A 13,792-nucleotide genomic window follows, 5' to 3' on the forward strand; every position below is an offset into this window, starting at 1 on the left:
AATCACCTGGTCAAGCATATGAAAAATATCGAAGCATGATTTCTTCGACTAAGTTATCAACAAAGTTAATAAGTAAGTTAGAAAATAACTCATCATTAACGTTTTCTTGCGCTTGGAAAAGTAAATATTGCTGGGCAATAAAATTCACCATCTCACTAATGCGCTCAGGCTTTGCTAAATAAAAAAAACAATCCGGTAAAGCAATTAAAATTTTATTAATTAATTTCTGAGCATCAACATCAGAAATACCTAAGACCAGAGAGATTGCTGAACTGGATCGGTATTTACTGTGCATGTTTGCTTCACAATACTGGTCTACAATCCTATAGATTTCTTTGGCAGATTGTTCTTTTCTTGGGTGCACAGGCTTTACTCCATTAACTTGCCATTTTTTTATCCAATAATCCAATTTTAGACCAAATTTTAGGAGTTGTTTGCCATTCGTTAGATTGAGCCCAAGCAGTATCACAAAATGGAATACACTTCATCCCATGTGCAGCGAGGGATATCCATGCGCTACTACTGAGTTAAGATGGAAGATACCTCGTTGCACTCGGGCTGACAGAAATTGGAAACAGGCGGAGTCAAATCAGTTCAAATTAAAAGCGACCACTACGAAAGTCATCCATAGCTTGTATTATTTCTTCCTGGGTATTCATTACAAAAGGCCCATGACGCGTAATAGGCTCATGAATTCTGGCAGCAGCGATCAAAATACATTGACTTGCAGTTTCACTTTTCAAAAGCAAAGTATCCCCAGCACCAAGTTTTGCTAAGGTATCATGTTGTACTAACTGTTCGCCAATGCGAATCGTTCCTGAAATAACCAGAAGTATCGCTTGATAGTCATTAGGGATATGTTGCGCTATGCTCGCACCCGGTGGCAAGATAATATCGAATAACAAAGGTCGAGTGGCAATACCGGTAATCGGAGAAATAGTCCCCTGATCCGTCTTGCCTGCAATTACTTTAATCTGACCGCCTGAATCATGTGTTTCCACAGGTAATTGCTCTCTTCGCATTTCTTGATAACGAGGGAGTCGCATTTTCTCAGCTGCAGGTAAATTTAACCACAATTGAAAACCATGTAATCGACCATTCGCTGAAGGCATTTCAGAATGAACAATTCCTCTCCCAGCAGTCATCCATTGCACATCTCCCGCAGTAATAACTCCTTTATGCCCCTTATTATCTTCATGGGTAATCTTACCGTCGAGCAAATAGGTAATTGTTTCAAAACCACGATGAGGATGAGAAGGAAACCCAGCCATATAATCCAAAGGATCGGTGCTATTGAAATAATCGAGCAAGAGAAGAGGTTCAAAATCATTGCTTCTCTCGATGCCTATATAGCGATGTAATTTCACCCCAGCACCTTCACGCACAAGGATACCTTTAATTAATCGCTCTACTTTAATTTCGCTCATGAATACACTCCATGTTCGCTAATACACCCATTAATTTACAAATCACTGCTATATAGCATAGCCCAAAAACTATCAGATAATATAAATATTAATCCTAGGTCAGAATCACTCTATGTGCACTTAATATACGATTCTATCTTTTAAACTACATTAAGCCCATACATCGATCCCATAGAATTAAAAATAAACCTTGCAAACAGATTTATTGCATCATACATTCACCAAATGATCATATTGAATAATATTTAGTTTTTGAGCCGCATTAAATAAAACAAAAAGCGCAAAAAAAATAACCATTAGCTCGAGGTGATGTCTATGCCCACAAAAGATGCACATAGCAATTTAATTACTGAAATAAGTCAAATAAAAACAACCGAACAACATCAGTTGATTTTGGAGTTAATTCATAAAAAACAATATAACAAAGCTCTTTTATACGGGTGCAAAAATTGCAACCCGCACGATACAATTCTTACGGAGTTATTGGCTGTATTGATAAGAAACAGGGAAGCCCTTTTTTTGGATGTCGACATTAAAGAAAATGGCCTTAGCCCTATCGATTATACGGTAACGAATCAAAATTATACGCTCCATTTTCTGCTGGAAAAGGCGAATGCCAATGGAAATAAATTTCTAAAACCAGTATGGATGCAATTCATCGCTAATGCTGTTTATAAAATCGCAAGTCATGAAAATGCGCAATATATAAAGGAGCGTGAATCGATTGATGCCTTATTTAAGGCGCTCCCTTTAAAAAACTCATTTCTTACTGACCAAGAAAATGCTCAATTCGATGTTAAACGTCTCATATGCCTTTTACACATCTTAAGACACCTGCAGCAATATCATAATAATTTAAACGACTCTTCTTTAGTTGATTGCAAACTTAGCCCTTTCGAAAGGGAAGTCCTCTATTATCGACGTATTGATTATATCAGAGAGAGCATTAATAGATTTTCTATCATTATTAGTAATTTATCTGGATCTTTGCGCAGCAGATATAAGACGCAACTTGAACCTTTAAGCTGGATAACCCTGGAACAACTTGGTGGTGCAACAGCAAAAACAACCCCGGAAATGGTTTTTCATTTCGCCTTAGAAAAAAATTTAACTGATTTGCATTTTGATGATGCCGAGAGCTCGCTGTTTCAAGAGCATTCTGATAGAGAAGAGCTCGTTGAAGAAGCAATACCTTCTGTATTAAACGAGTTAAATGCTTTAAATCAATTTTTTAGATCTCTGCTCACTAAAGAACTTAAACCCGACACCCCCACAGTGGATAAATCACTAATTTTACCTAATGTAAAGGCAATAACTCGCTACTTTTTGGAAACTAAATACTTAATTGACTTACTCAATCTAGTGAATTATACCGAAGGAGAAGTATATGATCAGGAAAAAGTACTTACTTTATCCGGATTATCTGGCGTAAAAGCTGTATTTACGGCCCTACCCCCTGAAGTACAATATCGACGAAGACTCGACCTGACAACGAAAGCAGGACAACATGCGCTGCTACGAAGATTTCAGCGCATAGGAGAATTGTTAACCGGAAAAAAATCTGATTTTACGGAATTTGATGAAACAATTGATTTTCGGGCATTAATCACCCTACGTGATGGAATTTGTCACCAAGATGAGGGGAATAATAAATTTATTATTGATAACTTGCTAAAAGATAAAGACAAGCTGGAAACAATAGCCTCAGGTGAAATGTACAGCCTATTTAAAAGAGTGCAAAAGTTTATTGAATTACGTCAAAAAGTTTATGGCACCTATAAAGAGAATCCCAGAGAATTTTGGGCGAGCGTCCTAAAAGCAGAACAAGAACGTTTTCAAGTGACGCAAGAAAAAGCCAAAGGCAAACAAGAGGTTGTTGTTGACGCTTCTGAGCGCCGAATACCTCAACAAGAAGAAGATGAGTTTTTTATACTCTTTGAATTACTCAAATCTGAATTACTCAAACAGATGATTACCATTCCCAATCCACAAGAAATGATTACAGAATGTCATAAACTTTTTGATGGGACAGCAGAGATACCGAGTAAAAAAAGAATAGGGGAACTGTTACAACCCTTTGCCAAGTTCAAAAAAACCGAGCATGAGTCACAATATAAGAGAATGGCGCAAATACTCACGAATGCCACCGTAAAACCACGCACCACTGCGGTTGAACGACAACAAAAAAGGTTGCAAGAACAAAATGAAGCAGCGTTACGTAAATCAGCCAGGGAAAGTATTTTTATTGGACTAGACCATATACGTGAACTTGCCAAGCAGCTTATGGCAACTCCAGTTCGGGAACATATGCTTACTCCCCTGAAAAGAATCGATGCAGCCATTGAAGCATTAAACAACATGCAAGAATTTTTAGTGGAAGCAGGTTACCTGGTTATCGGTCAGCCTCATAAAAACATGAAAAGCTGGGATTTATATCATGCAAGGCAGGGACAATCTGATCTGATACAGTTATTGGTTTCTAACCATCAATTAAGTGATGCTCTTGAATATAATGCCGGACAACTTTTACAGCATCTCGATACAATTAAAGGGTACGCGGAAGCCCAGAGTTCAAAACACTTAACCCTAGGCTACGAGGCATTAAGAAATCTGAGAAATTATATAGAGCATGGAGATCCTTTAACTGAAACCCAAGAAATAAACTTAAACAAAAATTCACCCTCTGCATTTCAACATCAAAAACTATTGGCGCCAAAAATTATTGAATTAATTTTTGTATTGTTACCGGATTTATTGCAGATAAAAGAGGTGATGGAGCGAAATCAGGCGCAGCAGGCCCCCGCTTCTGTATCGGTGGATCCACTTGCAACAAAAGAAATAGAATCTTCCGTATCAGTAGAATCAAAATCTGCTAAAAAACCATCCCCCTTGGTCACCAAAAGTATTTTTAACTATTCGGTAGACAAGATGGAGGCAGAAAACCTGCCAGCTCAAAATTATACACCTTAGCCAAGGAAACCCCGATAATCTTAGCCTGAAGATACTCAGGCTAAGCATCGGATGCACATTATCTACCAAAAGTTATTGCTAGTCCTGAAGTATTCAGCTGAGGAATCAAAGCAAACTACTGGAAAACTACATATCCCACCAACAATTACTGCTCATTCACTACGGTTATAAACATTATTATGGGACAAAGCTCCAGCTCTGAGACTTCTGTAAGTTGGGACTAAGACCCTGCATCACCCAATATAAGCCAACACGGCCGCCCATTTTTTAAACAAATAATTTTCTGCTATGCTTACAAAATAGGCAGTTTAATTAAAATTACTACATTTCCTTGAAGTGGAATGGAGGAGCCAATTATGTTAAGCAGAGCACCACGAGTTGTGAAAGGTGTAAAACCAAGTCCATGCCGCCATGTGCTTCATAAACTGGTTTCAAATCGTAGCGGAGTAGGAAAACTTTTTAACGCTGCCCAAGCTCAACCTATAGCAGCCATGGAGCAAGTGCCTGTTAAAAAAGCAACAATCGACTACTCTGAGCTGTGTACTACCTTACCCAAAAAAATGGTTCATCGTGGGATGTCAGGATTTAAAGAGCCACTATGTATTGCAACCGATGGTAGACTTGGTGCGGGGATCTATGCCGCAAGACCTTTTATTTTAAATATCGCTCAATTCATCCATGATCCTAAAAGTAGTGCATTGCTTTCGACCTCACCAGATCCACACACCGTTAAAGAATATATGATAGGGTTTCAGCTCATCAGCGCCAAAGGCGCCATTGCCTCCATGTGTTTACCCTCTGTCTATATTCGTCCGCAAACAGCAAGACATATTGATATTGAAGCATTTCAATATTATCAAAAACTACTTAATGGACAACAAGATCCTGGCGAGTTTCGAAGGGTTGAAGATATTTTTGATTTAGCTCAGGGAAATAATGAAACAACAGCAATTTTGGGAGCAACAAAAGAAGATGATTGGCGTCCAAGATTTGATACAGATGTGCATAGCATAGTCCTGGTACAAGGAGCTGCTGGACGTTTGTTGAAAGGACTAAATGGATTTATTAAGGCAGGGGAAATAGAAACTACAACGGTGAAAAACCCCGACTACCGCCCAAGAATTATGTCAATAGAGGTCTCCTCTACGGCCACCGCTGAAGGTGCGATGTTCCCCAAACAATTCGAAAAAATGAATGAACGCGCACTTAAATTAGGACTAATACCGGCTGACCGCAGAATTTTAACGCTAACAGATGCTTCTACTTTAATGGGCTCTGCGGCCTATCGAAAACTAATTGAAGGTTATGAAGCGACTGAAGAAACCATGGTATTACAAAGTGTTCCTAATGAAATTGCCATTGGCTCTCCAGAACTCATTGACTATGCAGCATCGATAATTGAATCAAATCCGAATAAAAAAGCTGTTTTTTCACAAGGACTTGATAGTACTCTGCAATTATAAATCTCATTTTGAATAGATAGTTAAGCGGGATAATGCCTGTGTGAAATTAAAGTACTAAGATACAAAGAAGTTCATGGCTGTTTTCGTTGACTCTTATTAAGAGTATTTTTGTTGTTTCAATTGGACTATAGCCTTACTAGTTTTTGCTGAGTCCAATTGTTCCTCTTCTCTTGTCTGACCTGAGATTAAGCTGCGGGAGGTCGCGATAAGCGAAAAACTCTTTGGTCAAGCGCGTTCCATCGATGCTTCTTTTTTCGTTCGCGTAATGCCTGGTTCTCCCTGCTTAAAATGGATTCTACACGTTGATGAATACATATCATTACCACCAATAATGACTTGATCACCTTCAGTGATTACCTCGCCATAAGCATTTAATCGTAAATTCATCGTTGCTTTACGTCCGCAATGGCAGATGGTTTTGAGCTCAACAAGCTCATCCGCCCACGCCAAAAGATATTGGCTTCCCTCAAATAGTTCTCCACGAAAATCAGTACGCAATCCATAGGTAAGAACGGGAATCCCTAGTTGATCAGTAATTTCCGTTAATTGATAAACTTGGGCACGTGTTAAAAACTGGGCTTCATCAACCAAAACGCAAGCATATTCCTTTTCCTGGGCTAGGACATGTTGGTACAAATCGTCTTTGGGATTAAAAATAAAGGCTTGTTCCGATAAACCAATGCGGGAATGAACGGCACCATGTTGATATCGATTATCTATGGATGGCGTAAATAATATGGTATTCATTCCACGTTCACGATAATTATAACTTGATTGCAAAAGCACCGTGCTTTTCCCTGCATTCATTGCTGCAAAATAAAAATAGAGTTTTGCCATAGGATTTCAGTTTTTTTGAAATGCACTCATCATACCTAAATCATCCACTTAGAATCTACTCTCGTGCTCTAATTCAATGCGAACATCATTGTAGCCTGGATTAGCCTTGATTAATTCATTAATCCGAGCGATTTTGAACACTTTTTTTGGTATAGTACAAAAAAATATTTTTTCCTATGAGCACTTACAATAGAATGAAATAGCTTCCAAATATTGCATGAGATAACTATGAACTCAAAAATAAAGAACTTATTTGTCGCATTTATCTTAATGAGCATCGCATCCCTAAGCCAGGCAGATGTTCTGCTTAAAGATACCCTGGGCAACACCATTCCGTTTTCCTCGCTAAAAGGGAAGTGGGTACTTATTAATTATTGGGCGGGTTGGTGTAAAACCTGTATTGATGAAATTCCTGAATTGAACCGCTTTTATCAAAAACATGAAAAAGACCCCATTGTATTATTCGCTGTAAATTATGATGGGCTACCCATACATAAACAAAAAAAGCTCATTCAAAAATTTAATATTCGGTATCCCTCACTCGCCTCCGATCCAGCACTTGCTTTAGGATTAGGCGACATTATTGGCGTGCCGGTGACCTTTGTGATTAATCCCAAAGGAGAGCTCGTTGATACGCTCTATGGCGGCCAAGATATAAAAACCTTAGATACCGCAATAAAAGAAGCATAAAATATCGTATACCTCTCATCACCCTGAGGAGTTTACGATGAGGAATCTCCTGATAGAGCGTCATTGTTGATTATAAAGCTCATACCACTTCATGGAGATCCTTCATTCCGTTTGGGATGAGGGATTCTCCACAAACAAACGTTGTTTTTGTTCCTGAGTAATGCGAATTTTCAACAACCAATCACCGTTTTCATTATGCGATTCGTTTAAAACGGAACCTAATTCATAGAGTTGTGCCCTTAGTTTTGCCTGAGTTGCTTTAAGCACTACATTTTCAATAAGAACGGCCCCATGCAATTGGGTGCTAATTGCTTCTTTGAGTACATCCAGTCCCAAATTGGATGCCGCGGAGATCCATACTTTACATTTCCCTTCCTGATAATCTACCTTGGGCTGATACCCTTCTTTTAAATCAATTTTGTTAAATACCAAAATGATGGGAATATCATGCACTCCTAACTCATCCAAAACCTGTTGCACTGAAAAAACGTTATCTCGCCAATGAGGATCAGAAATATCGATCACGTGCAGTAATAAATCCGCTTGTTGAGTCTCTTCTAAGGTTGCCCGAAATGCCTCTACTAATTGATGCGGTAAATCACGAATAAATCCGACGGTATCAGTTAAAATCACCGAAGAAGAGCCCGGTAAATTGAGTTGACGCATGGTGGGATCCAACGTAGCAAACAACTGATTCGCCACATAAATGCTTTCTCCAGTTAATGCATTGAATAAAGTGGATTTACCGGCATTGGTATAACCCACTAGAGACACCGTGAGTAAAGATGCTTTGCGTCTAGCCTGACGGTTTTGATCCCGATTGCTGCGGACTTTTTCCAAACGCTTATTAATGTATTTGATACGCTCACGCAATAAACGACGATCTGTTTCCAATTGAGTTTCACCTGGGCCTCGTAATCCAATACCCCCTTTTTGGCGTTCCAAATGAGTCCAACCACGGATTAAGCGTGTTGATAAATGCTGTAATTGAGCCAACTCGACTTGCAATTTCCCTTCGAACGTTCGTGCACGCTGAGCAAAGATATCGAGAATCAAGCCGCTGCGATCAACCACCCGGCATTCGAATAAACGTTCCAGATTACGTTCTTGAGAGGGGGATAATTCATGATTGACCAGTACCAATTCGGCCTCAAGCGCTTTCACCAGCTGTGCAATCTCCTCCGCTTTCCCTTTGCCTATATAATACTTGGCATCTGGAGTTGCCCGCGTGCCTAAAACACAATCCAAAATGTCCGCATTTGCTGAAAGAGCTAGTTCTTCAAATTCCTGCAATGCCTTATCCGCATCAATTCCCGGTAGGGCTAATTGCACCAATACTGCCCGCTCACCACCTTGAGGACGTTCAAACACTCAGTTGCTCTCCAAAAAATAGGTTTTATTACTCCAATTGAGGAATAAAAATTGAAAATGGGTCTCCGTTCGACCTAAGGCTTTTAGCACATCATATATTTTCACTTTCCCTCTCTTAATTTATCCTATAGTGACCTGATGCCCACAACTTCAAGCCTGCAAAAATAAGCCCCATTAAACGGGTAAGTATTATGGCAAAAGAAGAAAAAAAACACCATGTTGTAATAGGCCGAATAAATTAGCCTATGTACAAACGCTCGTGTTCTGGAGCTACTTAAAAATATTAAAGGATGGGCCCAATAGAAGGCTCTTTTGCCTCTGATTTCTGTTTTTCTAATTCTTCTTTCAAATCTTCATCTACAAGAGACTCGTTTAAATTTCGAACTGCTTGCCCCGATGTGGTGCGAGAAAAAAAGGATGTTCCCTTAGTGTTACGGCTTATAAATGTACCAGAAATAATATTTAAAGCATCAAGCAAAGTTTCCGCAATGGCTTTTATCCAAGATCGACGACGCACATCAACAACAGACAACATCTTCTCAGAGGCCTTCGCAATATTAGCTTTGAAATCTTTTTCAGATGGTTTAAGTTGATTATTAAATACAGCCACATATAAACCTTTTCGATATCCTGGCTCTGCAACCGAAAATGAGCTGGCTTTTACCTGAGCATTCTCTGATTTTTCATTTTCCCATCGAGATGCTATTTCCGCGCAAGTGGTTTCAATTTTAAGCAAAGAACTTTTAAATTTTTTCCCTTGCTCATTTGGACTTAAATACATACTAAAAACATCCTTACCATCCTTCTGCAATGAACAAAGAGTTTCAATCATTTTTGATTTTCTTGCTACTTTGATTTTTTCATCACCATTAATCGCATCTAAAACTTCTCTAAATTTTTTTGCTTCAGGAGTATCAATAAACACCCATTTGTTAGCTATTGTATCTTTTAAGTTAAGCGCCAATAGTATATCCATGGCACTTGCTTTTGGATTATTTGGATCCAGTAGTTCTGAAGTTAATTGAGTAAAGGCGGCAGCTTCAATATTCGCTCCAATATTTGCATCAATCATAGCCCTTAAATGCGCATTGTTTAATAAAGCTTTAGTTTCTTCTACACTAACTTTTAATTTCCCGAGTAGCATCTCTTTTAGATTAGAAAACTTACAAAATGAATTAAAGTAGTAAAACTGCTCTGGATCTGCAAATTCATCATATTTATCTAAGTGTTCTAGCTCACACAGATTGTAGGCAAACATAATTCGTTGCGAGTTGTAATTATTAATGGACACAATACTTGTGAGTTGTTTAAACTGCTCGTCGGTTAATTCATCTATAGGTAGTTGAGTAAATTTTTTATTTAATGAGTCCATCTTTGACTTATCTTTCGATATAGTCAGAAGCCGCTTATCTACTTGGTTAAAGTATAAAAGGCCCTCCTCAGTAAGAATATAACGAGAACTCTCATATGCGCGCATCTCCTCCTGGCTAGGAATATTTTGCATTTTAAAAAGACCGCATAACTCTTCACCCTGGCTTATCGGAGGTAAGCTAAGCACTATTTCTCTAAATTTTTTGCCTTGCTTGTCGTGACGTAAATACAGGCTAAAAACATCTTTGCCGACAATATTATTCCATTTGTCACCGAGCTGAAGCGAACAAAGAGTTTCAATCATTTTGGATTGTGTTGCTGGTTCGATTGTTGGATCATTATGAATCGCATGCAAAACTTCTCTGAACTTTTTTGCTGTGGCAGTATCGACAAACGCCCATTGATAAGCTGTTTTATTTTTTAAATTAAGATCTAATAATATATCCATGGCCCTCGATTTCGGGTGATCAGGATCTAATAATTGCCGGATTTGGGCTGGAGAAGCAAAAGTGGTAGGCTCAATATGTGCATCCATCAGGGCCTTTAAGCGTTTGTTGCCTAATAAAGCTGTAGTTACTCCAACACTTTTCCTTAATTTTTCAAGTAGCACAGTTTCTAGATTCGGATACTGCGCGAATTGATTAAAATAAGGTACTAAGTGATTATGAGCGGCAAGCTGATTGTATCTTTTTTCTAAAAGCCCGTTTTTGTAAAGAACGCTTGCTAGTTTAATGCGTTCAGCATTGTATTCTTTAATAGGAGTAATAGCTGTGAGTTGTTTAAACTGCTCATTGGTTAATTTATCAATAGGTAGTTTGATAAATTTTTTATTTAACGAAGCTATCGTTGACGGATCTTCCGATATAGTGAGCAGCTTTCGATCTTCTTGGTTAAAGAATAGCAGTGCATTCTCAGTAAGAATATAACGTGAACTCCTGTATGTGCCCAACTCATCGTGGGTTGGGGCCTTTCCGATCTTAAAAAAACTACAGGGCTTTTTACCCTCACTTATCGGAGGTAAGCTATGCACAATCTTCCTAAAAAAGATACTCCTTAGAACATTCCCATAGTGTTCTTCACTACTTACACCATTTTCGGCAAGCTTATGGAAGCCCTCGCGCACTTCTGAACGTAATGGCTTATCCCTTTTTTGATAATGCTGAGATAGGAAATCTTGCAGATTTTGTGAATCCGATATTGGCATGGGCGTACCATTCATAAATTCAAGAACAACATCTCTGAATTCTTCATGTTCAATGTTGGGTTGTTTAAATAAAAGGTCTATTGCCATTGACATGACTTTAGGCTGTAAATTTGTACCTTTAAGCCAACGCAGATGTCCACTTATATTTTTAAATGTTTTGTCGTCTTTCTCTAAGAGCTCTTTAAAAAATTTAACAGCATTATTACTATTGGCCATCAACCTTAATTTATCGACTCCTAAAGGATCATTGGATAACATTTGCTTTAACTTCGCATTACCATTAGGGACCAAAGCAAACTGATGAAACGATGCCAAAAATTGATTGTTATCCTTTTTAAACTTATCAAATGCCCCCAGAGCACCTATTTGATCTAGATCAATAGCCAATTGATATAAAGCTTCTTTTCTAGCAGGATTTGTTTCTTTAGTAATCGTCTGAAGTTTCTTGGCCAGTTCATTTTTTGGATTTAGAATTTTATCTACCAGCGGTTTATCAATTGGGATATTTGCGGCAATTAATGCGTTCCATAAGGAGTTTTCTAATATCGGCTGACAAGCTTTGGCAACGTCCTCAGCAGCTAGTTTTTGAACCAAAATACCCTTTAATTCTTCATTTTTTACAAGCTGATTAAATGAGCTGACCCATTGTAAGTTATTAGATAATGGGGAAAAAACTGACAAATGACCTAATTCAACCAAATTTTTTGCTAATTCAATACGTTTTCTGATGTCTTCAGCTGCTTTAGCTTCTCTAGTTTCCCTAGCTTCTTTAGCCTCTTGAGTTTCTTCAACGTCTTTAACGCCCTTAACGTCCTTAACGTCCTTAACGTCCTTAACGTCCTTAACGTCCTTAACGTCTTTAACGTCTTTAACGTCTTTAGCTTCTTTAACTACTTTAACTACTTTTTTAGCCTCTTTAACGTCTTTAGTGCCTAAAATAGCCACCATCCTTCTGAACTGCTCAGACTCTAAAACCAACTCATATGTTCTAGAATCTGATATTTTTAGCTTAGCGAGTTTTGCTAGAGTTTCTTGAGCAAAAGCTAACTCTTCATCATTGTCTACATTATTAGATAAAAATTGAATCACTGAGTCTCGTTTGATTTTTTCAATTCCTGGGGCTTGATTTAAAAAACCAACCAGCTTTTTAATTGGGATTTGAAATCCTTCCTTATCTAAAAACTCAACAGCCAGTGATAAAACTCGTTCATCCTTAGGTTCATACGGTGTTACTTTACTAACTGCTTGATGAAGTCGCTCCAGTTTAGCGAGAGGTTTTTCATTGTTCAAAATTGATTCCATCAATTCATTTGCATTCTTGCATCTTAGAATTGAAACTAACCAATCTATCCCTTTTTCGTTTGCTAAAACTGATTCCAATAAATCATGTTTTTTAGCATCACTCGCCAGATTGTTAAAAAAATCAATGAATTTCTCTGTAAAACCTCGCAATTGAGCAAATTTATCTTCATGGTATAATCGATGTAGGTTAAGCGCTAGCTTAATATCTCTTTCCTGTACTTTGTGGCTATCCAGAATGGATTTCAGTATTTTCGATAATTCACTGTTCTCATTAAGACATGCTTCAATCTGCTCCAGGCTTAATTTCATGCCCATTGCATGTAAAGCAATTAAATATCGATTTTTTATTATATCTGCAGCATGTGTCTCAATAAAACTCATCCATTTTTTATCATCCTCAAATTTTTCATCTACGACAAAATTTCCCGTAAATAATTCATGAAAAATTTCAGCATGTTCTTTAATTTTTCCATCTTCTTCCAAGATGTTACCTATTATCGCACTTATAGCCTTTGAGTCTGCAGCTTCTTGCAAAGCAGACAAAAGCTGCATGCCACCAACTTCAACATTTTCTGATCTATTTGGAAAAAAAATGTTTGGGTCTATTGAGGACAGGACGTAAGCTCGACGCTTCTCTGGTGGCAAATGGGTATCTTTAGATACTATAATCATCCATTGATTCGGCTGACCTCTTCGATAAAAAATTGATATACCTGCGGGAATGCCTTTGGAATCAAGGTACGCGGCACCTGCATCTACAACTTTAGGAGTATTCTCTTCCCTCTCTGGATCATTTAGATCATAGAAGGGCATGTCCCCCAATAGAAATTTTAAATTTCCACCATACATATCACCTTGCATATAGCGATTTCTAATTGGGTCAATCTCATCCTCTTCCGGTAAAAAATGTTGTTCCATTTTATCCCTGATTTGGGGTATGCGAAATATTGGGACTCGTGGATATAAATCGAGCCTTATTTGGTTATCATTAGGTACATCTTTTCTTTTCAGCATTACCAACAAGTCGCGGGCTTTGAAGATGTTTTCAACTGTATCTTCAAGATAATAAAGCTGAGGCTCAGACTTGGACATAGACATAAACAAGCTCCTGCTTAAAAGGTATAAGATATGGACGATTTATGATCTGATTATAGAAT

Annotated in this window: 8 protein-coding genes; 3 read left to right on the forward strand and 5 right to left on the reverse strand. The window is 38.1% G+C overall.

The window, feature by feature from the left end; translation table 11 throughout:
* Positions 1-10 precede the first annotated feature (10 nt).
* Positions 11-364: a hypothetical protein gene (locus ACF8MK_RS04875; RefSeq protein WP_028381419.1), complete on the reverse strand. Its 354-nt coding sequence runs from the start codon at positions 362-364 to the stop codon at positions 11-13.
* A 235-nt stretch (positions 365-599) separates the two neighbouring features.
* Positions 600-1,427, reverse strand: coding sequence for a pirin family protein (locus ACF8MK_RS04880; RefSeq protein ID WP_392538410.1), 828 nt, complete (start codon positions 1,425-1,427; stop codon positions 600-602).
* Positions 1,428-1,742: 315 nt separating this feature from the next.
* Here ACF8MK_RS04880 and ACF8MK_RS04885 point away from each other — a divergent pair, with 315 nt between their 5' ends.
* Positions 1,743-4,397, forward strand: coding sequence for a hypothetical protein (locus tag ACF8MK_RS04885; RefSeq protein WP_392538411.1), 2,655 nt, complete (start codon positions 1,743-1,745; stop codon positions 4,395-4,397).
* A gap of 356 nt (positions 4,398-4,753) precedes the next feature.
* The gene (locus ACF8MK_RS04890; protein WP_392538412.1) at positions 4,754-5,860 is read left to right on the forward strand and encodes a hypothetical protein; all 1,107 of its coding nucleotides are present in this window, start codon (positions 4,754-4,756) and stop codon (positions 5,858-5,860) included.
* Positions 5,861-6,085: 225 nt separating this feature from the next.
* On the opposite strand, the gene ACF8MK_RS04895 is transcribed toward ACF8MK_RS04890, so the two are convergent.
* Positions 6,086-6,697: a thymidine kinase gene (locus tag ACF8MK_RS04895; protein ID WP_265705075.1), complete on the reverse strand. Its 612-nt coding sequence runs from the start codon at positions 6,695-6,697 to the stop codon at positions 6,086-6,088.
* A 228-nt stretch (positions 6,698-6,925) separates the two neighbouring features.
* Between ACF8MK_RS04895 and ACF8MK_RS04900 the strand changes: the two genes are divergently transcribed.
* Complete coding sequence (locus ACF8MK_RS04900) at positions 6,926-7,387, forward strand: TlpA disulfide reductase family protein (protein ID WP_392538413.1); 462 nt, start codon at positions 6,926-6,928, stop codon at positions 7,385-7,387.
* A gap of 102 nt (positions 7,388-7,489) precedes the next feature.
* Here ACF8MK_RS04900 and hflX read toward each other — a convergent pair whose 3' ends face one another.
* A complete protein-coding gene (gene hflX / locus ACF8MK_RS04905; RefSeq protein ID WP_392538414.1) occupies positions 7,490-8,758 on the reverse strand; it encodes a ribosome rescue GTPase HflX in 1,269 nt (422 codons plus the stop codon).
* A 283-nt stretch (positions 8,759-9,041) separates the two neighbouring features.
* Positions 9,042-13,733: a hypothetical protein gene (locus tag ACF8MK_RS04910; RefSeq protein WP_392538415.1), complete on the reverse strand. Its 4,692-nt coding sequence runs from the start codon at positions 13,731-13,733 to the stop codon at positions 9,042-9,044.
* Positions 13,734-13,792 lie beyond the last annotated feature (59 nt).

The sequence above is a fragment of the Legionella sp. 227 genome (genome assembly GCF_043161935.1).
Classification (GTDB): Bacteria; Pseudomonadota; Gammaproteobacteria; order Legionellales; family Legionellaceae; genus Legionella; species Legionella sheltonii.